The 20,890-nt window shown below is 61.2% G+C and carries 22 protein-coding genes and 1 pseudogene; 7 read left to right on the top strand and 16 right to left on the bottom strand.

Annotated elements, in window-relative coordinates; all coding sequences use genetic code 11:
• Positions 1 to 395: pseudogene (locus K5E37_RS28680) on the bottom strand (heavy metal translocating P-type ATPase); the annotation flags it as partial.
• A gap of 84 nt (positions 396 to 479) precedes the next feature.
• Between K5E37_RS28680 and cadR the strand changes: the two are divergent.
• On the top strand, positions 480 to 929 hold the full coding sequence (gene cadR / locus K5E37_RS28675; RefSeq protein ID WP_007953454.1) for a Cd(II)/Pb(II)-responsive transcriptional regulator: 450 nt from the start codon (positions 480 to 482) through the stop codon (positions 927 to 929).
• A gap of 172 nt (positions 930 to 1,101) precedes the next feature.
• Here cadR and K5E37_RS28670 read toward each other — a convergent pair whose 3' ends face one another.
• The 3 genes from K5E37_RS28670 to K5E37_RS28660 form a co-directional block, all read right to left on the bottom strand.
• Positions 1,102 to 2,073 (bottom strand): thymidylate synthase, encoded by a 972-nt coding sequence (locus K5E37_RS28670; protein WP_011336420.1) that lies wholly within the window; start codon positions 2,071 to 2,073, stop codon positions 1,102 to 1,104.
• Positions 2,074 to 2,123: 50 nt separating this feature from the next.
• Positions 2,124 to 2,939 (bottom strand): prolipoprotein diacylglyceryl transferase, encoded by an 816-nt coding sequence (gene lgt / locus K5E37_RS28665; protein WP_085605938.1) that lies wholly within the window; start codon positions 2,937 to 2,939, stop codon positions 2,124 to 2,126.
• A 96-nt stretch (positions 2,940 to 3,035) separates the two neighbouring features.
• Complete coding sequence (locus K5E37_RS28660) at positions 3,036 to 3,818, bottom strand: sulfite exporter TauE/SafE family protein (protein WP_007953465.1); 783 nt, start codon at positions 3,816 to 3,818, stop codon at positions 3,036 to 3,038.
• A gap of 131 nt (positions 3,819 to 3,949) precedes the next feature.
• Here K5E37_RS28660 and K5E37_RS28655 point away from each other — a divergent pair, with 131 nt between their 5' ends.
• On the top strand, positions 3,950 to 4,696 hold the full coding sequence (locus K5E37_RS28655) for an NRDE family protein (protein WP_221535763.1): 747 nt from the start codon (positions 3,950 to 3,952) through the stop codon (positions 4,694 to 4,696).
• Between the two features lie 33 nt (positions 4,697 to 4,729).
• On the opposite strand, the gene ptsP is transcribed toward K5E37_RS28655, so the two are convergent.
• Positions 4,730 to 7,009 carry a phosphoenolpyruvate--protein phosphotransferase gene (gene ptsP / locus K5E37_RS28650; protein WP_007953470.1) on the bottom strand — a complete coding sequence of 760 codons (2,280 nt, stop codon included), beginning with the start codon at positions 7,007 to 7,009 and terminating at the stop codon, positions 4,730 to 4,732.
• Between the two features lie 22 nt (positions 7,010 to 7,031).
• Positions 7,032 to 7,511, bottom strand: a complete 480-nt coding sequence (locus K5E37_RS28645) for an RNA pyrophosphohydrolase (protein WP_003229203.1) — start codon at positions 7,509 to 7,511, stop codon at positions 7,032 to 7,034.
• 143 nt (positions 7,512 to 7,654) lie between these two features.
• Here K5E37_RS28645 and K5E37_RS28640 point away from each other — a divergent pair, with 143 nt between their 5' ends.
• Entirely contained in the window at positions 7,655 to 8,311 is a 657-nt protein-coding gene (locus K5E37_RS28640) for an HAD family phosphatase (protein ID WP_085605945.1), read from the top strand.
• A gap of 104 nt (positions 8,312 to 8,415) precedes the next feature.
• Here K5E37_RS28640 and K5E37_RS28635 read toward each other — a convergent pair whose 3' ends face one another.
• Positions 8,416 to 8,841 carry a DUF2269 family protein gene (locus K5E37_RS28635; RefSeq protein WP_007953473.1) on the bottom strand — a complete coding sequence of 142 codons (426 nt, stop codon included), beginning with the start codon at positions 8,839 to 8,841 and terminating at the stop codon, positions 8,416 to 8,418.
• Positions 8,842 to 8,880: 39 nt separating this feature from the next.
• Positions 8,881 to 10,395 (bottom strand): threonine ammonia-lyase, biosynthetic, encoded by a 1,515-nt coding sequence (gene ilvA, locus K5E37_RS28630; RefSeq protein WP_007953475.1) that lies wholly within the window; start codon positions 10,393 to 10,395, stop codon positions 8,881 to 8,883.
• Between the two features lie 146 nt (positions 10,396 to 10,541).
• Here ilvA and rpiA point away from each other — a divergent pair, with 146 nt between their 5' ends.
• Entirely contained in the window at positions 10,542 to 11,216 is a 675-nt protein-coding gene (rpiA, locus tag K5E37_RS28625) for a ribose-5-phosphate isomerase RpiA (RefSeq protein WP_221535762.1), read from the top strand.
• An 83-nt stretch (positions 11,217 to 11,299) separates the two neighbouring features.
• On the opposite strand, the gene K5E37_RS28620 is transcribed toward rpiA, so the two are convergent.
• From K5E37_RS28620 to K5E37_RS28605, 4 genes are all read right to left on the bottom strand, one after another.
• Positions 11,300 to 12,217 (bottom strand): SdiA-regulated domain-containing protein, encoded by a 918-nt coding sequence (locus K5E37_RS28620; RefSeq protein ID WP_221535761.1) that lies wholly within the window; start codon positions 12,215 to 12,217, stop codon positions 11,300 to 11,302.
• A gap of 117 nt (positions 12,218 to 12,334) precedes the next feature.
• Positions 12,335 to 13,258: an SdiA-regulated domain-containing protein gene (locus tag K5E37_RS28615; RefSeq protein ID WP_221535760.1), complete on the bottom strand. Its 924-nt coding sequence runs from the start codon at positions 13,256 to 13,258 to the stop codon at positions 12,335 to 12,337.
• A gap of 260 nt (positions 13,259 to 13,518) precedes the next feature.
• Positions 13,519 to 14,184 (bottom strand): fumarylacetoacetate hydrolase family protein, encoded by a 666-nt coding sequence (locus tag K5E37_RS28610; RefSeq protein ID WP_007953483.1) that lies wholly within the window; start codon positions 14,182 to 14,184, stop codon positions 13,519 to 13,521.
• 40 nt (positions 14,185 to 14,224) lie between these two features.
• Positions 14,225 to 15,619, bottom strand: coding sequence for an FAD-binding oxidoreductase (locus K5E37_RS28605; RefSeq protein WP_039765411.1), 1,395 nt, complete (start codon positions 15,617 to 15,619; stop codon positions 14,225 to 14,227).
• Between the two features lie 204 nt (positions 15,620 to 15,823).
• Between K5E37_RS28605 and serA the strand changes: the two genes are divergently transcribed.
• The gene (gene serA, locus K5E37_RS28600) at positions 15,824 to 17,053 is read left to right on the top strand and encodes a phosphoglycerate dehydrogenase (protein ID WP_007953487.1); all 1,230 of its coding nucleotides are present in this window, start codon (positions 15,824 to 15,826) and stop codon (positions 17,051 to 17,053) included.
• A 62-nt stretch (positions 17,054 to 17,115) separates the two neighbouring features.
• Here the strand turns inward: serA and K5E37_RS28595 are convergent, their stop codons facing one another.
• Entirely contained in the window at positions 17,116 to 17,541 is a 426-nt protein-coding gene (locus K5E37_RS28595) for a DUF4399 domain-containing protein (protein ID WP_007953489.1), read from the bottom strand.
• A gap of 132 nt (positions 17,542 to 17,673) precedes the next feature.
• Here K5E37_RS28595 and K5E37_RS28590 point away from each other — a divergent pair, with 132 nt between their 5' ends.
• Positions 17,674 to 18,252 (top strand): transporter substrate-binding domain-containing protein, encoded by a 579-nt coding sequence (locus tag K5E37_RS28590; protein WP_085605955.1) that lies wholly within the window; start codon positions 17,674 to 17,676, stop codon positions 18,250 to 18,252.
• Positions 18,253 to 18,263: 11 nt separating this feature from the next.
• Here K5E37_RS28590 and K5E37_RS28585 read toward each other — a convergent pair whose 3' ends face one another.
• Both K5E37_RS28585 and K5E37_RS28580 read right to left on the bottom strand, forming a co-directional pair.
• Positions 18,264 to 18,749 (bottom strand): DUF523 domain-containing protein, encoded by a 486-nt coding sequence (locus tag K5E37_RS28585; RefSeq protein WP_221535759.1) that lies wholly within the window; start codon positions 18,747 to 18,749, stop codon positions 18,264 to 18,266.
• A 1-nt stretch (position 18,750) separates the two neighbouring features.
• Complete coding sequence (locus K5E37_RS28580; protein WP_007953495.1) at positions 18,751 to 19,383, bottom strand: 2OG-Fe(II) oxygenase; 633 nt, start codon at positions 19,381 to 19,383, stop codon at positions 18,751 to 18,753.
• 108 nt (positions 19,384 to 19,491) lie between these two features.
• Here K5E37_RS28580 and K5E37_RS28575 point away from each other — a divergent pair, with 108 nt between their 5' ends.
• Positions 19,492 to 20,244, top strand: coding sequence for a DUF2059 domain-containing protein (locus K5E37_RS28575; protein WP_221535758.1), 753 nt, complete (start codon positions 19,492 to 19,494; stop codon positions 20,242 to 20,244).
• A gap of 101 nt (positions 20,245 to 20,345) precedes the next feature.
• Here K5E37_RS28575 and K5E37_RS28570 read toward each other — a convergent pair.
• Positions 20,346 to 20,890 (bottom strand): serine aminopeptidase domain-containing protein (locus tag K5E37_RS28570; RefSeq protein WP_221535757.1); only part of this gene is annotated, 545 nt, incomplete at its 5' end.

Below are 20,890 nucleotides of genomic sequence, written 5' to 3'. Positions count from 1 at the left end.
AGGGATTTGATCGCGTCGATGATCGGCGCGGTGTCCGGCAAGTTGTGAGTCACGCCGAGTACACGGTTGATCAGGTTGAATTCCAGCTGCTGGATCCCGGCCAGTTTGCCGAGCTTGTTCTGGATCAGCGTCTGCTCGGTCGGGCAGTCCATTGCCTCGATGCGGAAGCTGCTCAGCCGGGCGTCGGCGCTTTTTGCCTCGCTCAGTTGCACCAGCGAAGGCGCGGCAGCTTTCGACGAGCAGCACGAGTCTTCACTCGAATGAACCGGCGCAGGCGTAACGGTTTTCGACCCGCAGCAGGAATCGCCGGCGTGGGCATGTTTATGCACAGGCTGCAGTTTGTGACTGTGATCGTGCCCGTCGCCGGGCTTGTGGGTGTGCAGGGAATCGCTCATTGGTCGCGTCCATGAAGGTGCCTGTTGCCAAGTAAAGACCCTGTAGCCACTATAGGGTCAAGCACCCTTTTGGAGATTGCCGTCATGAAGATCGGAGAACTGGCGAAACAGACCGATTGCGCCGTGGAAACCATCCGCTACTACGAGCGCGAAAACCTGCTGCCGGAGCCGGCCCGCAGCGACGGCAACTACCGCGTCTACACCCAGGCCCACGCCGAGCGCCTGACCTTCATCCGCAACTGCCGCACCCTCGACATGACCCTCGAAGAAATCCGCAGCCTGCTCGCCTTGCGCGACAGCCCGCAGGATCAATGCGAAAGCGTGAATGCGCTGATCGACGAGCATATCCAGCACGTCAAGGCGCGAATCGATGGGTTACTCGCGTTGCAGACGCAACTGCTCGACCTGCGCCAGCGTTGTGGCGAAGGACCGGAGGCGGATCAGTGCGGGATTTTGCAGCGGCTGGAAGTGAGTGGCGGGGTTGTGGCGGCGGAGGTTGAGCATTCGCATGTGGGCCGTAGTCACGGCCACTAACAACTGTCGCTCGTTCCCACGCTCTGCGTGGGAATGAATCCCGTGACGCTCTGCGTCACTTTGGACGCAGAGCGTCCATGGCAGCATTCCCACGCAGAGCGTGGGAACGATCTGACCACCAGAAACAACTGAGGGAGCCATTTGGCTCCCTCAGTTGTTTGTCACTCGTGCTTCAGACCGCCATCGGCGCAGTCATCGGCGCATGGTGCTCGTAGCCTTCCAGCGAAAAATCACTCGGCTCAACCAGCTCCAGCCACTCCGGCTGATAAACACCGGTCTTGGCAAACTCCGGCACGCGATCCGAAATCTTCAGTTTCGGCATGGCGAACGGCTCGCGCTTGAGCTGTTCGTTGAGCATGTCCAGGTGGTTTTCGTAGACGTGGGCGTCACCGATGAAATAGGTGAACCAGCGCGGCGTGTAGCCGGTCAGGCGACCGATCAGGCTCAGCAGCGCGGCGCCTTCGGTGAGGTTGAACGGCGTGCCCAGGCCCAGGTCGTTGGAGCGGATGTAGAGGGTCAGAGAAATTTCCTTGGTCTCGACATTCGGGTGGAACTGGTACAGCAGATGGCACGGCGGCAGGGCCATTTCATCGAGCTGGGCGCAGTTCCAGCCGTGGAACAGGATGCGGCGGCTGCCCGGGTCCTTGATGATCGTGTCGACGCACTGGCGCACTTGATCGATGGCTTTGTACAAGACCACATAGGCCTGGCCGTCTTCTTCGCCTTGGGCAATCTGCTTGTAGCCGTTGCTCAGGGTTTGTTCGATGGCGGCGGTGTTGCTCAACGGGATCTGCTTGTACGCCGGCCATTTGCGCCATTGCACGCCGTAGATTTCGCCGAGGTCGTCTTCGCCCTGGCGGAACGGGTTGGCCAGCCACTGGGCGTTTTCGTTGGCGTTCTGATCCCAGACCTTGCAGCCCAGCGCACGGAATTCGGCGGCGTTGTTCACGCCACGCAGAAAGCCGCACATCTCGCCGATGGCCGATTTGAAGGCCATCTTGCGGGTGGTGATCGCCGGGAAACCTTCCTGCAGATCGAAGCGCAGCATGGCGCCCGGAAAGCTGATGGTGTTCACGCCGGTACGGTTGGCCTGTTTGGTGCCGTTGTTGATGACGTGCGACACCAGATCGAGATATTGCTTCATGAGTTACCTGTGTCCTTGAGCCCCGGCAAACGGCGCCGGGGTTCGAATATTTAAGCTGTCGGTGCAACCGGCGCCGCCGGGGCGCGGTGGTAGGCCAGCCAGATCAGGAACAGCCCGCCGATGATCATCGGTACGCAGAGTACCTGACCCATGGTCAGCCAGTTCCAGGCCAGATAGCCCAGTTGCGCGTCCGGCACGCGGACGAATTCGACGATGAAACGGAAGATGCCATAGAACAGCGCGAACATGCCGGAGACCGCCATGGTCGGCCGAGGCTTGCGCGAAAAAATCCACAAAATCAGGAACAGAGCGACGCCCTCAAGCGCGAACTGATACAGCTGCGACGGATGACGCGGCAGTTGCGCCGGGTCGCTGAACGGTGGGAACACCATGGCCCACGGCACGTCGGTGGCCTTGCCCCACAGCTCGGCGTTGATGAAGTTGCCGATGCGTCCGGCGCCCAGACCGATCGGCACCATCGGCGCCACGAAGTCCATCAGCTGGAAGAACGACTTGCCGTTACGCTTGCCGAACCACAGCGCGGCCAGCATCACGCCGATGAAACCGCCGTGGAACGACATGCCGCCCTTCCACACTTCGAAAATCAGCGTCGGGTTGGCGATGTAGGCGCTCAGGTCGTAGAACAGCACATAGCCCAGACGCCCGCCGACAATCACCCCCATCGACAGCCAGAACACCAGATCGGAGAGCTTCTCCTTGGTCCAGGTCGGGTCGAAACGGTTGAGCCGGCGCGATGCCAGCAGCCACGCGCCGCCGATGCCGACCAGGTACATCAGGCCGTACCAGTGGATTTTCAGCGGACCGATGGCCAGGGCCACCGGATCGATCTGCGGGTAAGGCAGCATTGCGACTCCTCGTTAGCATTCAAATCTTCAAAAATTCCCGGGCGACGCTGTCACCTCAGGATTAAGCCAGGATTGCGACCGGCCAAAACAGACGGCTCAGAACAGAAAGCTCAGGCCCACGCAAAACAGCAAAGCCGCGAACAGCCGTTTCAGCAACTTCGGCGACAACCTATGCGCCAGCCGCGCGCCGAGACGTGCGAACACCATGCTGGTCAGGGCAATGCCCAGCAGTGCCGGCAAATACACAAAACCGAGACTATGGGCCGGCAGCAACGGATCATGCCAGCCCAGAATCATGAAACTTATTGCACTGGCGACAGCGATCGGCAGGCCACAGGCTGACGATGTCGCCACGGCCTGCTGCATCGGCACGCTGCGCCAGGTCAGGAACGGCACGGTCAGCGAGCCGCCGCCAATCCCGAAAATCGCCGAGGCCCAGCCGATCACACTGCCGGCCATGGTCAGACCGAGCTTGCCGGGCACCGTTCGGCTGGCCTTGGGTTTGACGTCCAGCGCCAGCTGCGCCGCGATCACCAGGGCGAACACACCGATGATCTTTTGCAGGTTGGGCCCGGAGATCGCTTCGGCGGTCAGCGCCCCGAAGCCTGCACCGAGCAGAATCCCGACGGTCATCCACTTGAAGATCGGCCAGCGCACGGCGCCGCGTCGATGATGCTCGCGCACCGCGTTGACCGAGGTGAAGATGATCGTCGCCAGGGACGTGCCGACCGCCAGATGGGTCAGGATCGACGGATCGAAGCCCTGCAAGGTGAAACTGAACACCAGCACCGGGACGATGATGATCCCGCCGCCCACCCCGAACAGCCCGGCCAGTACGCCCGCACAGGCGCCCAGCGCCAGATAGAGCAGAAATTCCATGACTGCCTCCCAAGGCGCGTCCCCAAAACCGGAGCGGCATGGTAACGGATGGATACCCTTCGGCTCCACTGGCGATGGATGCACGGACGATGTCTGCGTAGAGTGGGCAAAAAACACACAAGGACCACCTTATGTGCCTGATTGTTTTCGCCTGGCGACCGGGGCATGCCCAGCCGCTGATCGTCGCGGCCAACCGTGACGAGTTCTACGCCCGGCCCAGCCTGCCCCTGGCGCAGTGGCCCGAGTCGCCGCATGTTCATGCCGGCCGGGATCTTGAGGCCGGGGGCACCTGGCTCGGTCTTGGCGCCAACGGTCGTTTTGCGGCGCTGACCAACATCCGCGATCCGCATCAGCCGCCGGCGCGACGCTCTCGGGGCGAGCTGGTGGCGGGTTTTCTGACCGGAAACCTGTCGATCGATGACTACTTGTCCGATGTTGTCGCCCGTTCGCCGGAATATGCCGGGTTCAACCTGCTGCTGGGCAATGCCAACGAGCTGTGGCACTTCAATGCGCGGTCTTCGGAACCGGTGATGCTGCAGCCCGGCGTTTATGGACTGTCCAACGCCGGGCTGGATACGCCGTGGCCGAAACTGCTCAAGGCCAAGGCGGCATTGAGTGCGGTGCTGGATGATCCGCAGCCCGAGCGGTTGTTCGCGTTGTTGGGGGATGCGCAAACGGCGCCGTTTGCTGATTTGCCGGACACCGGCGTGGGCCTGGCGACCGAGTCGTTGTTGTCGAGTGTGTTTATTGCCAGCCAGAGCTATGGGACTCGGGCGAGTACGGCGTTGATTGTGCAGGCGGACGGGTCGCGGCGGATGGTGGAGCGCAGTTTCGGGCCGTATGGCGGGCATCTGGGGGAAGTGGAGATCAACCTATGAAGATCGCAGCCCAAAGGCTGCGATCTTGTCTTTTTATAGCGGTTTGACCGCCGCCGGATTGACCATCTTCGCCAACCCGAGGTTCTTCAACGCCAGTTGCAGCGAGCTGTGGATCACCTGCGGGTTGTCGATGGTCATCAGTTCCGCCAACAGATCCTTGGCCTTGCTCAGGTTGATCTGACGCAGCATCCATTTCACCTTCGGCAGGTTGGTGGCGTTCATCGACAGGCTGTCGAAACCCATCGCCATCAACAGCACCGCCGCCGCCGGGTCACCGGCCATCTCGCCGCAGATGCTCACCGGCTTGCCTTCGGCATGGGCGTCGCGCACTACGGTTTGCAGGGCTTGCAGCACCGCCGGGTGCAGGTAGTCGTAGAGGTCGGCCACCCGTGGATTGTTGCGGTCCACCGCCAGCAGGTACTGGGTCAGGTCGTTGGAGCCGACCGACAGGAAGTCCACCATCCGCGCCAGCTCTTTGGTCTGGTAAACCGCCGCAGGAATTTCGATCATCACGCCCACCGGCGGCATCGGCACGTCGGTGCCTTCGTCGCGCACTTCGCCCCAGGCCCGGTGGATCAGGTGCAGCGCCTCTTCGAGCTCGTGGATGCCGGAAATCATCGGCAGCAGGATCCGCAGGTTGTTCAGGCCTTCACTGGCCTTGAGCATCGCGCGGGTCTGCACCAGGAAGATTTCCGGGTGGTCGAGGGTGACGCGGATCCCGCGCCAGCCGAGGAACGGGTTGTCTTCCTTGATCGGGAAGTAGGACAGCGACTTGTCACCGCCGATGTCCAGGCTGCGCATGGTCACCGGTTGCGGATGGAACGCGGCAAGCTGCTCGCGGTAGATCGCCAGTTGTTCCTTCTCGCTCGGGAAGCGCTGGTTGATCATGAACGGCACTTCGGTGCGATACAGACCAACGCCTTCGGCGCCGCGCTTCTGCGCCCGCGCCACATCGGCCAGCAGGCCGGTGTTGACCCACAGCGGCATGCGGTGACCATCGAGGGTCACGCACGGCAGGTCGCGCAGGGAGTCGAGACCCAGCGCCAGTTGTTTCTCTTCTTCCACCACCTCGGCGAACTGCTTGATCAGCACTTCGCTCGGGTTGGTGTAGATTTCGCCCTTGAGCCCGTCGACGATCATCGGAATGCCATCGACCTTGGCGTATGGCAAGTCGACTACACCCATCACCGTCGGGATACCCATGGCCCGGGCCAGGATCGCGACGTGGGAGTTACCCGAACCGAGCACAGACACCAGACCGACCAGCGTGCCTTCCGGCACCTCGCCGAGCATCGCCGGCGTCAGTTCTTCGCTGACCAGAATGGTCTTTTCCGGGTAGACCAGGTTCTGCTGACGCTCTTCCTGCAGATAGGCCAGCAGGCGTCGGCCCAGGTCCTTGACGTCCGACGCCCGCTCACGCAGGTACTCGTCGTCCATCAAGTCAAAACGGTTGACGTGATCGGTCACGACCTGGCGCAACGCGCCCTGGGCCCACTGCCCGGTCTTGATCACGTTGGTGATTTCGCTGCCCAGCGAGGCATCGTCGAGCATCATCAGGTAGACGTCGAACAGCGCGCGCTCTTCCGGGCGCAGCTGGGTCGCCAGCTTGGCCGACAACGCACGCATGTCGGCGCGCACGCCTTCGATGGCGGTCTTGAACAGCGCCAGTTCAGCGTCGATGTCGGTGATGGTCTTGTCCGGCACCACGTCCAGATCCGCCGGCGGCAGCATGACCACCGCGGTACCGACCGCCGCGCCCGGCGAACCCGGTACGCCGACGAACTTGGCTTCCTGGATGCCCTTGCCCTGACGGCCCAGACCACGGATCGAGCCTGTGGCCTCGGCGTGGGCGATTACGCCCGCGAGCTGCGCGCTCATGGTCACGAGGAAGGCTTCTTCACCTTCATCGAACTGGCGGCGTTCTTTCTGCTGGATGACCAACACGCCGACGACGCGGCGGTGGTGAATGATCGGCGCCCCGAGGAACGAGGCGTAGCGCTCCTCGCCGGTTTCGGCGAAGTAGCGGTAGCGCGGGTGATCCGCGGCGTTTTCGAGGTTCAGGGGTTCTTCACGCGTGCCGACCAGGCCGACCAGACCCTCGTTGGGTGCCATGCTGACCTTGCCGATCGAGCGCTTGTTCAAGCCCTCGGTGGCCATCAGCACGAAGCGGTTGGTCTCTGGATCAAGCAGGTAGACCGAGCAGACCTGGCTGCCCATGGCCTCTTTGACGCGCAACACAATAATCCCCAACGCCGCCTTGAGATCCTTGGCGGAGTTAACTTCCTGGACGATCTTGCGCAGCGTATTGAGCATGGCTCGGGGTCGAACTCCGTCGTCAGTCGCGCGCTAAAAGGCGCGGGGCAAGCTCTTTGAGAGCGCGGCGATACACTTCGCGCTTGAATGTCACCACCTGGCCCAACGGATACCAATAACTGACCCAGCGCCAGCCATCGAACTCCGGTTTACCGGTCAAATCCATCCGCACCCGCTGCTCGTTGGAGATCAGGCGCAGGAGAAACCATTTCTGTTTCTGGCCGATACACAGCGGTTGGCTGTGGGTTCGCACCAGACGTTGCGGCAAACGATAGCGCAACCAGCCCCGGGTGCAGGCCAGTATTTCAACATCTTCGCGTTCCAGGCCAACTTCTTCGTTCAGCTCGCGGTACAAGGCGTCTTCCGGCGTCTCCTCGGGATTGATTCCCCCTTGCGGAAACTGCCAGGCATCTTGATTGATACGGCGAGCCCATAGCACCTGGCCGGCGTCATTCGTCAGAATGATCCCGACATTAGGGCGGAAACCATCGGGGTCGATCACGGCAACAACCTCGCAAACGCATGTCGCCGCATTGTTCCACAAAGGTTGTGAAGGCGGCAACGAAGGTTCCGAGCTTATGTGCACTCTTGTGAAAAGACCGTATTCTTGTGGCCTTTTTACTGACTTTTCAGCGGGTAACTGCAATGCGCCTGGCTTTATTCGATTTGGACAACACCCTTCTGGGCGGCGACAGCGATCACGCCTGGGGCGATTATCTGTGCGAACGCGGCTTCCTCGACCCGGTCGCCTACAAGGCGCGCAACGACGAGTTCTATCAGGATTACCTGGCCGGCAAACTGGATAACGCGGCCTACCTGAACTTCTGCCTGGAAATCCTCGGTCGCACCGAAATGGCCGTGCTTGAGCAGTGGCACAACGATTACATGCGCGACTGCATCGAGCCGATCATGCTGCCGAAGGCGCTTGAGTTGCTGAAAAAGCACCGCGATGCCGGCGACAAACTGGTGATCATCACCGCCACCAACCGCTTCGTCACCGCGCCGATTGCGGTACGCCTGGGCGTTGAAACCCTGATCGCCACCGAGTGCGAGATGCAGGACGGCCGCTACACCGGGCGCAGCACCGATGTGCCGTGCTTCCGCGAAGGCAAGGTGACACGCCTGAACCGCTGGCTGGAAGAAACCGGGCATTCGCTGGAAGGCAGCTATTTCTACAGCGACTCGATGAATGACCTGCCGCTGCTGGAGCAGGTGGCGAATCCGGTGGCAGTTGATCCGGATCCGAACCTGCGGGCCGAGGCAGAGAAGCGTGGCTGGCCGGTAATCAGTCTGCGCGACTGACTACGCCTTCGCGGGCAAGCCCGCTCCCACATTGGATCTGTGTCGCACACAAATCCCCTGTGGGAGCGAGCCTGCTCGCGATGGGATCGACTCGGTCCCGAGCCTTAAACCGGCTTGGCGCCCATCAACCCGGCAATCGCGATAAAGCAGACCAGCCCGAACAACGCCAGCCCCAGACTGAACCGGCCCACGCCGCCCGGCGCCTTGCGCAACCGGTTCAAACGCACCAGCAGCCAGAACCACGCCAGCGCCGCCACGGTGTAGAGCACGCTCGAGGCCAGAATCCATGTCTGCCCCAGCGGCCAGCCCACCAGATGCACCATCCACCAGCCGGTGAACGGCATGCTCACCAGCGCCAGCACGATCAACAGCCAGACAAACAGCCATGGCCGCTGCAACGTACGACTGCCCGCCGTCGCGTCACCGTTGCGCCGTGCGCGCCAGACCCAGATTCCCAGGCCCAGCGCACCGAGCAACAGCACCGCAGTCGCCAGCATGTGCGCCGCTTTCAGGGCGGTTAACGTTTCCATGATCCGATTTCCTTATGGCCTGCCCATCAGCGTAGCCGTTCAGCCAAGAAACAGCTGATAGGCCGGGTTGTCGCTTTCGTCCCAGTACGGGTAGCCGATTTCCTCAAGGGCTGCAGGCACCAGATGACGTTCGTCGTGGGGCACTTGCAGACCCGCCACCACGCGGCCGTCCGCCGCACCGTGGTTGCGGTAGTGGAACATCGAGATGTTCCAGCGCCCGCCGAGTTTGTTGAGGAAGTTGAACAGCGCGCCCGGACGCTCCGGGAACTCGAAGCGCAGCACCACTTCATCGACCACGTGCGCCGCACGACCGCCGACCATGTGACGGATGTGCAGCTTGGCCAGTTCGTTGTCGGTCAGGTCGAGCACCGGGAAACCCTGCTCGGTCAGGCTCGCCAGCAGCGCGCTGCGTGGATCGTTGTCCGGGTGGGTCTGCACGCCGACGAAAATGTGCGCTTCGCTGCCATTGTTGTAGCGGTAGTTGAATTCGGTGATCTGACGTTTGCCGATGGCCTCGCAGAACGCCTTGAAGCTGCCGGCTTTCTCCGGGATGGTCACGGCGATGATCGCTTCGCGGCCTTCACCCAGTTCGGCGCGCTCGGCGACGTGGCGCAAGCGGTCGAAGTTGACGTTGGCCCCGGAGTCGATGGCCACGAAGGTCTTGCCGCTGACGCCGCGCTGCTCGACGTACTTCTTGATCCCGGCCACGCCGAGGGCGCCGGCCGGTTCGGTGATCGAGCGTGTATCGTCGTAAATGTCCTTGATCGCCGCGCAGATTTCGTCGGTGCTGACGGTGATCACTTCATCGACGTAATCCTTGCAGATGTCGAAGGTGTGCTGGCCGATCTGCGCCACCGCCACGCCGTCGGCGAAGATGCCCACGGCCGGCAGTACCACGCGCTCGCCTGCGGCCATTGCCGCTTGCAAGCAGTTGGAGTCATCGGGCTCGACGCCGATGACCTTGATGTCCGGGCGCAGGTATTTCACGTACGCCGCGATGCCGGCGATCAGACCGCCACCGCCCACCGGAACGAAGATCGCATCCAGCGGCTGCGGGTGCTGGCGCAGGATTTCCATCGCCACGGTGCCCTGCCCGGCAATGGTGTGCGGATCATCGTACGGGTGGATGTAGACGTAGCCTTTTTCATCGACCAGTTTCAGCGAGTAGGCCAGGGCTTCCGGGAAAGAATCACCGTGCAGCACCACCTTGCCACCACGGGAGCGCACGCCTTCGACCTTGATCTCCGGGGTGGTCTTGGGCATCACGATGGTCGCTTTCACGCCCAGCACTTTCGCCGCCAGGGCCAGGCCCTGCGCATGGTTGCCCGCCGACGCGGTGACCACGCCGCGAGCGCGCTCTTCGTCGCTCAACTGGGTCAGCTTGTTGTAGGCGCCGCGAATCTTGAACGAGAACACCGGCTGCAAGTCTTCGCGCTTGAGCCAGATGTCGTTGCCCAGCCGCTCGGAGAGCTGGCGGGCGTTCTGCAGCGGGGTTTCTACGGCAACGTCATAAACGCGCGAGGTGAGGATCTTCTTGACGTACTGTTCGAGCATCGGAAAGCATCACTGGCGGTTGGGCGGGACCAGCGAGTCTAACCCGGCTTTCGGCCGGACGACCACACGAATGCAGAGGTTTTAGCCCGGCTTGAGGCTATAATGCCGGCCTTTCCGTTCTTACCTTGCCCGCTTCCGGAGCCCGCATGACCCAGGATCAACTCAAACAGGCCGTGGCCCAGGCCGCCGTCGACTTCATCCTTCCGAAACTCGACGACAAGAGCATCGTCGGCGTCGGCACCGGCTCCACCGCCAACTGCTTCATCGACGCCCTGGCCCAGCACAAGGGCGCGTTCGATGGCGCGGTCGCGAGCTCCGAAGCCACCGCCGCGCGCCTAAAGGGCCACGGGATTCCGGTGTACGAGCTGAACACCGTGAGCATCCTGGAGTTCTACGTCGACGGCGCCGATGAAAGCGACGAACACCTGAACCTGATCAAGGGCGGCGGCGCAGCCCTGACCCGCGAGAAGATCGTCGCGGCCGTAGCCCAGACTTTCATCTGCATCGCCGACGCCAGCAAACTGGTGCCGGTGCTCGGCGCGTTCCCGCTGCCGGTGGAAGTGATCCCGATGGCCCGCAGCCACGTGGCCCGCCAACTGGTGAAACTGGGCGGCGACCCGGTCTATCGCGAAGGCGTGCTGACCGACAACGGTAACATCATCCTCGACGTGCACAACCTGCAGATCACCAATCCGGTGGAGCTGGAAGCGCAGATCAACGCGATCGTCGGCGTGGTCACCAACGGCCTGTTCGCGGCGCGTCCGGCGGATCTGCTGTTGCTGGGTACCAGCGAAGGCGTGAAGACCCTCAAAGCTGAATAAACCAGGCTGCCCACATATTTGTGGGCAGATGAAAAACCTGTGGGAGCTAGCTTGCTAGCTCCCACAGTGTTTTGTGGTGTTGGTTAATTCTGCGCAGGCTTCCTGAAGACATAAAACAGATTCGGTTCGCTCACCAGATACAACGTCCCGTCGTCGTCCATCGCGATACCTTCCGCCTGCGGCACGGTTTTCTTCAGGCCCTGCCGGCCACCGCTCAATGACATGGTGCTCAACGGGCGCCCGTCCACATCCAGTTCCAGAATCAGCCGTGACTCGTCGGACAGCGCCAGTAAATGGCCGCTGCGCTCGTCGTATTGCAGGCTCGACAGATCGCGCACGAACATCCCGGCATCGCGCTTGGGATTGTTGATCACGTGTACCGCGTAGGATTTTTCAGGATTGAAGTGCGGAAAACCGTGCACTTCATAGATCAGCATCGGATCCCGCTCCTTGGCCACGAACAGGCGCTTGCCCACCGAGTCGTAAGCCAGGCCTTCAAAGCCCTTGTTGCCGCTCATGTGTACACCGAGGGTCATTTGCTCGGCGTCCGCCGCATCGAGGAACGTGGTGTCGTGTTCCAGATGGATCTTGATCAGCCGTTGCTGGCGCTCATCGGTGATCACATAGGTGTCGGCGCTGATGAACTCCACCGCCTCCGGATCACCGAAGCCGATCAAGGCGACCCGACGCAGGATCGCGCCGTCCAGCGACAGCTCGATCAGCTCGGCATTCTTGTTGGTGACCGTGAACAGACTCTTGCGCACCGGATCGTAGGTCAGCGCCGAGACGTCGTCGTTCAGTCCGTCGATGACTTTCGCCTCGATCTCTACCCGATATTGGTCCAGCCCGATGGCCTCGCTACTCATCGGCTGCCAGAGCGTATGCAGGTTGAACCAGGCACGCTCGAACAGGCGCATGTATTGGCCGATCGCAATCAGCGCGATCAGGGCAATCACCGACAGAATGATGAACAGAGGCTTGGGACGGGCAAGTCGACGCATTCGGGCAGGCTCGGAGTCAAAACAGGCGGATGAAATATCACGCCTGTCTGAACTGAAGCTTAATGGCCACTTGCCTCAGGCCACAACTGCACAGATCTGCAATTGCTGTAGGAGTTGTTACTTCTGCTTTTCGAAGCGGTAGAACAGGTTCGGCTCGCTGACCATGTACAGCGTACCCGCCTCGTCCATGGTCACGCCTTCGGCGCGGGGAATGGTTTTCTTCAAGCCGTTGAAACCGCCGAGCAGGGTCATGAAGCTGACTTGCTCGCCCTTCTCGTCCAGTTCCAGCAGCAAATGCGAATCGGCGGACAGGACCAGGGTGTGGCCGGTGCGCGGGTCGATCGCCAGGGCCGAAAGGTTGCGCAGGTCCAGTTCATCGCTGTCGAGTTTCTGCTTGTCGCCCTTGAGCGTCTGGCTGCCGTCGCTTTTCCAGGTGAACAGCGCAGGCGGACGCTCTTCGCCCAGCAGCAGTTGCTGGTTGCGGGCATCCCAGGTGATGGCTTCGAAGGCCTTGTTCTGGTCTTTCGACGGGCCGAGGTCGTATTTCGGGAAATCGTCGCGCTTCAGTTCGCGGGTCTCGGCATCGACCTTGACGATCGAGAGTATGTGCTCGCGCTCGTCGACAATGGCCATCAAGCCGTTTTCCATCACCGTCAGGCCTTCGGGATTGCTCCAGCCCACCAGCGGCATCTTGCGCAGCACGTCACCCTGCAGAGTCAGCTCGACCAGGAACGGATTCTTGCCCATCACCGAAAACAGGGTTTTGGTCTGCGGGTTATAGGAGAGGTCCGAAGCTTCGTCCTTTTCCATGCCCGGCAGCAGCTTGGCGTCGATGACCACCCGGTAGTCCGGGAGCCAGACGCTTTCCTGTTTCTCGGCCGGGCTTTCGAAACGCTCCAGCACCCACAACAGGCCACGGTCATCCCAATGCATGGCAAACGCCAGCCCGTACGCAGCGGCGGCTGCCAACAAAAGCCAGGAATACCAACGCAGGGCGAAACGTGAACGGCGGGCGGGTTTGAGCTGAGTTTGAGATGACATCGAAGGACGCGTTCCGAAAATTCAGGCTACGGGTAATAGCACAAAGAGGCCGGCTCAGACGCCAGAATGACCGGAATTATCCGGACAAAATGTGAAAAAAACGGCAAATGGCCGGAATGCCTTATGTGTTTGCGAGCTGCAACACAAAAATGTGGGAGCCATCCTGCTGGCGATGGCGGTGTATCAGTCGAATGAAACATCAACTGACAATCCGTCATCGCCAGCAGGCTGGCTCCCACATAGCTATTTCAGTGTTGCAGTCAGCGAACGCTGCTGGTGAAGCGACTGGCGCCCGGTAGTTCCAGCACGATCTCATCGCCAACGTTCAGCGGGCCGACGCCCACCGGCGTACCGGTCAGGATCACGTCACCGGCCTGCAGCGAAAAGCAGCCGGCCATGTGCTGGATCATCGGCACGATCGGGTTGAGCATTGCGCTGCTGTTGCCGTCCTGGCGCACTTCGCCGTTGATGGTCAGGCGGATACCGATGTCGGTCAGGTCGGCGAAGGTACTGCCGACCACGAACGGGGCAATCACCGCCGCGCCGTCGAACGACTTGGCAATTTCCCACGGCAGGCCCTTGGACTTGAGCTCGGCCTGCTTGTCGCGCAGGGTCAGGTCCAGCGCCGGGGCGAAACCGGAGATCGCGTCCAGCACTTCTTCGCGGCTCGGCTTGGTCGACAGCGGCTTGCCGATCAACACGGCGATTTCCGCCTCGTAATGCACCGAGCCACGCTCGGTCGGAATGCTGAAACCGCCTTCCAGCGGCACCACGCAACTGCCGGGCTTGATGAACAGCAACGGCTCGGTAGGCACCGGGTTGTCCAGTTCCTTGGCGTGCTCGGCGTAGTTACGCCCGATGCACACCACTTTCCCCAGCGGAAAATGAATCCGCGTACCGTCGACATACTGGTGCTGATAGCTCATTACCGACTCCTGCCTTCATTGATTCATCAGGGATTGCCAATCAAACCGCGAAGATCTTGCCCGGGTTCATGATGCCGTTCGGGTCGAACACCGCCTTGACCGCTTTCATGTATTCGATTTCCACCGGCGAGCGGCTGTAGGTCAAGTAGTCGCGCTTGGTCATGCCCACGCCGTGTTCGGCGGAAATCGAACCGTTGTACTTCTCGACGGTTTCGAACACCCACTTGTTGACGGTGGCGCACTTGGCGAAAAACTCGTCCTTGCTCAGGTTGTCCGGCTTGAGGATGTTCAGGTGCAGGTTGCCGTCGCCGATGTGGCCGAACCAGACGATTTCGAAATCCGGATAGTGTTCGCCGACGATCGCGTCGATTTCCTGCAGGAACGCCGGGACTTTCGAGACGGTGACCGAGATGTCGTTCTTGTACGGCGTCCAGTGGGAGATGGTTTCGGAGATGTACTCGCGCAGCTTCCACAGGTTCTGCAACTGGGTTTCGCTCTGGCTCATCACGCCGTCCAGCACCCAGCCCTGCTCCACGCAATGCTCGAAGGTTTCCAGGGCGGTGTTGGCCACTTCTTCGGTGGTCGCCTCGAATTCCAGCAAGGCATAAAACGGGCAATCGGTTTCGAACGGCGCCGGAACATCGCCACGGCCCATGACCTTGGCCAAGGCCTTGTCGGAGAAAAATTCGAACGCGGTCAGGTCGAGCCGACCCTGAAAGGCGTGCAGCACCGGCATGATCGAATCGAAATCGGCGGTGCCGAGGACCATCGCAGTCAGGTTTTTTGGTGCACGATCCAGGCGCATGGTGGCCTCGACCACAAAACCGAGAGTGCCTTCAGCGCCGATGAACAGCTGCCGCAGGTCATAACCGGTGGCGTTCTTGATCAGGTCTTTGTTGAGTTCCAGCACATCGCCCTTGCCGGTCACCACTTTCATGCCCGCCACCCAATTGCGGGTCATGCCGTAGCGAATGACCTTGATTCCGCCGGCATTGGTGCCGATGTTGCCGCCAATCTGGCTGGAACCGGCCGAAGCGAAGTCCACCGGGTAGTACAAGTCATGTTCTTCGGCGGCGTTCTGCAATTGCTCGGTGACCACGCCCGGCTGACAGACGGCGGTGCGGTCGGTCAGGTTGATGTCGAGAATCTGATTCATGTAGTCGAACGACACGACCACTTCGCCATTGGCGGCCACGGCCGCGGCGGAAAGACCGGTGCGTCCGCCCGACGGCACCAGCGCCACTTTATGCTCGTTGGCCCAGCGGACGACGGCCTGCACCTGCTCGATGGTCTTGGGGAACACGATGGCGCTGGGCGCAGGGGCGAAGTGCTTGGTCCAGTCCTTGCCGTAAGCGTTCAGGGAGTCGGCATCGGTCAGGACTTTGCCAGGCTCGACCAGGGTCTTCAGTTCATCAATCAGGGCAGGATTGGTCATCGACGGAACTCTCGAACAATTCATGGTCATCCTGAGAACGCTTCACGTCGCAGGAATGAGTGTTTAGCGGGGTGGCTATGCTAGCATACCGACCCCGCAGGCCAGTGCCCAAGGCCGGTTCTGCGGTGACGGCTTTCTTGTCGTCCAGGTCAATGTCTGTTGACCATTTCCTGCCATTTTTCTCCGGGATACAGGTTTACGCAGATGAGCAAGACTTCTCTCGATAAGAGCAAGATCAAGTTCCTTCTTCTCGAAGGCGTCCACCAATCGGCTGTCGACGTCCTCAAGGCGGCGGGCTACACCAGCATCGAATACCTGACAGGCTCCCTGCCGGAAGCCCAGCTCAAGGAAAAGATCGCTGACGCTCACTTCATCGGCATTCGTTCGCGCACCCAGCTGACCGAAGAGATCTTCGATCACGCGAAGAAGCTGGTCGCGGTCGGCTGTTTCTGCATCGGCACCAACCAGGTTGACCTGGAAGCGGCCCGCGAGCGCGGCATCGCCGTGTTCAACGCGCCGTACTCCAACACCCGCTCCGTTGCCGAGCTGGTGCTGGCCGAAGCGATCCTGCTGCTGCGCGGCATCCCTGAGAAAAACGCTTCCTGCCACCGTGGCGGCTGGATCAAGTCCGCAGCCAACTCCTTCGAGATCCGTGGCAAGAAACTGGGCATCGTCGGCTACGGCTCGATCGGTACTCAGCTGTCGGTTCTGGCTGAAGGCCTGGGCATGCAGGTGTTCTTCTACGACACTGTGACCAAGCTGCCACTGGGCAACGCGACCCAGGTCGGCAACCTGCACGAGCTGCTGGGCATGTCCGACATCGTCACCCTGCACGTTCCGGAAACCGCTGCGACCCAGTGGATGATCGGCGAGAAGGAAATCCGCGCCATCAAGAAGGGCGGCATCCTGATCAACGCTGCACGCGGTACCGTGGTCGAGCTGGATCACCTGGCCGCTGCGATCAAGGACAAGCACCTGATCGGCGCCGCCATCGACGTGTTCCCGGTCGAGCCGCGTTCCAACGATGAAGAGTTCGAAAGCCCGCTGCGTGGCCTGGACAACGTGATCCTGACCCCGCACATCGGCGGCTCCACCGCTGAAGCGCAGGCCAACATCGGTCTGGAAGTGGCAGAAAAACTGGTCAAGTACAGCGACAACGGTACTTCGGTATCGTCCGTGAACTTCCCGGAAGTGGCCCTGCCGGCTCACCCTGGCAAGCACCGCCTGCTGCACATCCACGAGAACATTCCGGGTGTGATGAGCGAGATCAACAAGGTCTTCGCCGAAAACGGCATCAACATCTCCGGTCAGTTCCTGCAGACCAACGAGAAGGTCGGCTACGTGGTGATCGACGTCGACGCCGAGTACTCGGAGCTGGCGCAAGAGAAGCTGCAACACGTCAACGGCACCATCCGTAGCCGCGTGTTGTTCTGATCAAGCGTTGAGCGACAAAAAAAGGGAGCCTTCGGGCTCCCTTTTTCATGCACGCGAAAACGTCATTCGACGTTGACGGTGATCTTCTTCGACACGATCGGTGGATCGAACGCCATGTGGCCGCTGTCACCCAGCTCCAGCTGCAGGGTGTGCTTGCCCGGCGCGAGCTTGATGTCGGCCTGGGTCTGCGCCTTGCCGAAGTGCATGTGGTTGGCGTCGGTCGGCACGACGGAGCCGGCCGGAACGATTTCCTTGGCATCAATCAGCAGATGGTGATGACCGGTGTTCTTGGTGACGTCACCGGCCGGTGCCAGCGCGATGTCCTTTACACCGAACTTGACCGTGAAGGTCTGCGGAACCGTGGCTCCGTCCTCGGGAGAAACGATGAACACTTCGGCGCCCTTCGGTGCCGGTGTGGCCGCACTGGCCAGTACCGAAACACCCATCAGCACACCGGCCAACGCTGCACGTGACATAAAGCTTTTCATTTTCTTCTCCAGTTTTTCCGTAAAATCCGCACGATCATGACAACTTCATGACCATTCGTTGTCGAAGGCACTCGACAACCATAGCAAAGCGAGCCTGGAAAACAGGCCGATATCGATTTCAAAGGAGTGACCATGCGTTTTCTGCCTGGCCTGATCTGCCTGCTTCCCCTTCTGAGCCCTCTGGCTCACGCCGAACTGATTGATGACGTCTACGACCGTGGCGAGTTGCGCATAGCCCTTGAGGCTAATACACCGCCCTTCAATTTCAAGGACGGCGACACGCTCACGGGGTTCGAGGTCGAGCTTGGGCAACTGCTGGCCAACGAACTGGATGTGCGCGCCGACTTCATCGTCACCGACGAAGCCGATCTGCTCCAGGGCGTTGAAAGCGGCAAGTACGACGTCGCGCTCAACCACATAGCACTGACACCCGAGCTCAAGGATCGTTTCGACGTCAGCGAACCTTACACGCAGGTCAATGCGCAATTGCTGGCGAAAAAGGACGAGCAACCTCGGCCGATGGTTCTGGTGCAGGCGCTGACTGAAGAGAAACCGAAGGTCGGGCCGCCGGTGGATCTGGCGATTCCGTTTCAGAAGGGCAACCCGGCGTTTCACGCGAGCCTGGAGAATGCCTTGCAGCGGATCAGGGCGGATGGGCGGCTGGAGGCGTTGTCGAAGAAGTGGTTGAGTGTGCAGGCTACGGAAAACTGAAGTGAACGTGACTAGTCGAGCAAGCTGAGGGCCTGTGCGGCTTGCGGCAGTTCGAGTTCGCTGAAGACCTGTACGCCATGGCGCTTCAGCAACGCGGCGGTAACGCCCTCGCCACTCACCTTCACCCCACTGAACGTCCCGTCATAGGTCAACAGATTCCCACACGAAGGACTGTTGGCCTTGAGCACCGCCACCCGAATCCCGTGCTTTTGCACCAGCGCCAGCGCCTGCTGCGCGCCGTCGAGAAACTGCGCACTGACATCTTCGCCCTCGGTGGTGATCACCGAAGCGAGTCCGTCCAGCACTTCGCTGCCCTGCCCGCCCGGAATCTCTGCCGCTGCCCGTGGCGTCGGCAAACCACCAGCGACTTCCGGGCACAACGGCACTACGCGCCCTTCGGCAATCCACTGTTCCAGCAGATCGAACGGCCCGCTGGCCCCACCGTCGTAACGCACGCGATGGCCCAGCAGGCAGCGACTGACCAAAATCCTGTGCATCTCAGAACGGCTCGTTGCCACGGCGGCGGAACCAGCCTGTCAGCGACAGCCGCTCGCGACTGGCTGGCAACACTTCGTGAGGGACTTCGCCGGAGAGAAACACCACCAGACAACCGCCCGTAGGCTGTACGTCATGAACGCGGTCATTCTCCAGGTACATGCGCAGCTGCCCGCCATCCTCCGGCAGCCAGCCGTCATTGAGGTAGATCACCGCCGAGACCATGCGCCGGTCATCGTCGCGAAAACGGTCGACATGCTTGCGATAGAACGCACCCGGCGGGTACAGGGCGAAGTGGCACTCGAAGTCTTCAAGCCCCAGGAACAGGCCCCGGTTGAGCGCCTCGCGCAGGCTGTCCATCAGGTTCAGATAGCGGTCACTGGCTTCGGCCTGACCAGGGTCGATCCATTGGATATGGTCGCCGCGAATCCCCTCGCGGATCTCCGAAAACGGGCCACGTCCGACCCCCGCCGGCGCCAGTTCACCTTCGGCGTCACGTTTGCGGCACTCGGCCGCCAGTGCGCGGGTCAAATCCGCAGGCAGGAAAATGTTCTGCTGCGACCAGCCGCGCTCGGCCAGGTCGTCGACGATACGTAACAGCAGCGGGTGATCAGAGGATATTTGCATGGCGCGCATAGTATGCCTGCGGCAAGAAATCCGACAGAGCCACGCGGCGGCTTGATACGAATTCTCGACAAGTACTGGCACCGCACGGAGAATAGTCGGCTGCCGACAGGAGTCCTTATGCGCCGTTTGCTTTTTTCACTGTTGATGTTCTGCGTTTTGCCCGCCTGGGCGGACGGCCACGACCAGTTGTACAAGGTCGCCGGCTGGCCAGAACAACGCGCGCATTTCAACGACGCCCTGAGTGCCGCGCAGCAGCGTTACCAGAACAGCCTGCCGCCGGCGGTGTTTCAGGCGCTGGTGAACAACAGCAATCAGCGCTTCGCCCCCCAGGCCGTGGATCAACGCGCCGAAGCACAGCTGCGCAAGAACCTCGCCGACCCGAAACCGGCCCTGTCATTCTTTCAGTCACCGCTGGGCAAGAAGATCGTCGCCGCCGAACTGCTGGCGACCCGTCGCGATCAATTGGCAAAAAACGCCAAGAGCCTGCCGAAGATGCCGGCCAGCGACAGTCGTTTGCTGATCATTGGTCACCTCGCCCAAGCCTTGCCCGCCCGTGAAGCCGGTGCCGAAGTCAGCCTGGCGATTGCCGGCGTGGCGGCGGACAGCCTGAGCTCGATGATCCCCGGCCTGCTCGGCGGCGGTCAGGCCCAGGGCATGTTGAATGGTCAACGCCAGCGTCTGATGGATCAGATCGGTGCCGATCTGAACAACACGCTGCTGTACGTCTATCGCGACCTGTCGGATGAAGAACTGGAAGAGTTCGCGACCTTTGCCGAATCCACCGAAGGCAAGGCCTACTATCAGGCCGCACTGGCAGCAATCCGCGCCGGGCTGGCCGTGGGCCAGAGCACCTCGAACCTGAATCAATAAATCTCTGCTGCCTGACCGACCGCCTTCGCGAGCAAGCTCGCTCCCACAAAGGATTGCGATCTATTGTGGGAGCGAGCTTGCTCGCGAAGGGGCCCTCAGGATCACGAGTGATTCCGGCCCTTGATCCGTTTGCTCAAGAACTCGAAATATTCCTCGCGCATTTCCGCCGTCTCGTTGGCCAGGTGATGCCGTGCCTCGGCCAGCAACAGAATCTGCGGCCGGTCGAACTTCCATTTCATCACTTGCAGGTTGTGCTGCCAGTCCACGGTCATGTCCGCCTGGCCCTGAACGATCAGCGGCCGACGCGGACTTTTTTTCGCGTATTCCACCCGGTTGATCCAGCGCGACAACGCCCCGACCCACGCGGTCGGCAAGCGTTTTGGCTGCAACGGATCGGCCTGCAGGAACGGCAGGAAATCCGGGTCGTTGGAGTTCTCGCTGAAACGCCGGGCGATGCCCCTGACAAAGGGCCGCAGCAGGTAATAACTGAACTGCGACCAGCCCCAGGCACGCGGACGCACCAACGGCGCCAGCAGAATCAACTGCCCCTGCGCCGGGCTGTTTTCACCATGATTGAGCACGTGATCGACAATGATCGCCCCGCCGGTGCTTTGCCCGCACAGGTGCCACGGCTCTGGCAGCGCAA

The sequence above is a fragment of the Pseudomonas sp. RIT778 genome (assembly GCF_019718735.1).
In the GTDB taxonomy this organism is placed as follows: Bacteria; Pseudomonadota; Gammaproteobacteria; order Pseudomonadales; family Pseudomonadaceae; genus Aquipseudomonas; species Aquipseudomonas aphyarum.
This window is presented reverse-complemented; position numbering and strand designations above follow the sequence as displayed.

What these genes read in the sequence shown, in the direction of transcription:
- cadR (WP_007953454.1), top strand. Translation starts at nt 480, where the DNA reads ATGAAGATCGGAGAACTGGCGAAACAGACCGATTGCGCCGTGGAAACC.
- K5E37_RS28670 (WP_011336420.1), bottom strand. Translation starts at nt 2,073, where the DNA reads ATGAAGCAATATCTCGATCTGGTGTCGCACGTCATCAACAACGGCACC.
- lgt (WP_085605938.1), bottom strand. Translation starts at nt 2,939, where the DNA reads ATGCTGCCTTACCCGCAGATCGATCCGGTGGCCCTGGCCATCGGTCCG.
- K5E37_RS28660 (WP_007953465.1), bottom strand. Translation starts at nt 3,818, where the DNA reads ATGGAATTTCTGCTCTATCTGGCGCTGGGCGCCTGTGCGGGCGTACTG.
- K5E37_RS28655 (WP_221535763.1), top strand. Translation starts at nt 3,950, where the DNA reads ATGTGCCTGATTGTTTTCGCCTGGCGACCGGGGCATGCCCAGCCGCTG.
- ptsP (WP_007953470.1), bottom strand. Translation starts at nt 7,009, where the DNA reads ATGCTCAATACGCTGCGCAAGATCGTCCAGGAAGTTAACTCCGCCAAG.
- K5E37_RS28640 (WP_085605945.1), top strand. Translation starts at nt 7,655, where the DNA reads ATGCGCCTGGCTTTATTCGATTTGGACAACACCCTTCTGGGCGGCGAC.
- K5E37_RS28635 (WP_007953473.1), bottom strand. Translation starts at nt 8,841, where the DNA reads ATGGAAACGTTAACCGCCCTGAAAGCGGCGCACATGCTGGCGACTGCG.
- ilvA (WP_007953475.1), bottom strand. Translation starts at nt 10,395, where the DNA reads ATGCTCGAACAGTACGTCAAGAAGATCCTCACCTCGCGCGTTTATGAC.
- rpiA (WP_221535762.1), top strand. Translation starts at nt 10,542, where the DNA reads ATGACCCAGGATCAACTCAAACAGGCCGTGGCCCAGGCCGCCGTCGAC.
- K5E37_RS28620 (WP_221535761.1), bottom strand. Translation starts at nt 12,217, where the DNA reads ATGCGTCGACTTGCCCGTCCCAAGCCTCTGTTCATCATTCTGTCGGTG.
- K5E37_RS28615 (WP_221535760.1), bottom strand. Translation starts at nt 13,258, where the DNA reads ATGTCATCTCAAACTCAGCTCAAACCCGCCCGCCGTTCACGTTTCGCC.
- K5E37_RS28610 (WP_007953483.1), bottom strand. Translation starts at nt 14,184, where the DNA reads ATGAGCTATCAGCACCAGTATGTCGACGGTACGCGGATTCATTTTCCG.
- K5E37_RS28605 (WP_039765411.1), bottom strand. Translation starts at nt 15,619, where the DNA reads ATGACCAATCCTGCCCTGATTGATGAACTGAAGACCCTGGTCGAGCCT.
- serA (WP_007953487.1), top strand. Translation starts at nt 15,824, where the DNA reads ATGAGCAAGACTTCTCTCGATAAGAGCAAGATCAAGTTCCTTCTTCTC.
- K5E37_RS28595 (WP_007953489.1), bottom strand. Translation starts at nt 17,541, where the DNA reads ATGAAAAGCTTTATGTCACGTGCAGCGTTGGCCGGTGTGCTGATGGGT.
- K5E37_RS28590 (WP_085605955.1), top strand. Translation starts at nt 17,674, where the DNA reads ATGCGTTTTCTGCCTGGCCTGATCTGCCTGCTTCCCCTTCTGAGCCCT.
- K5E37_RS28585 (WP_221535759.1), bottom strand. Translation starts at nt 18,749, where the DNA reads ATGCACAGGATTTTGGTCAGTCGCTGCCTGCTGGGCCATCGCGTGCGT.
- K5E37_RS28580 (WP_007953495.1), bottom strand. Translation starts at nt 19,383, where the DNA reads ATGCGCGCCATGCAAATATCCTCTGATCACCCGCTGCTGTTACGTATC.
- K5E37_RS28575 (WP_221535758.1), top strand. Translation starts at nt 19,492, where the DNA reads ATGCGCCGTTTGCTTTTTTCACTGTTGATGTTCTGCGTTTTGCCCGCC.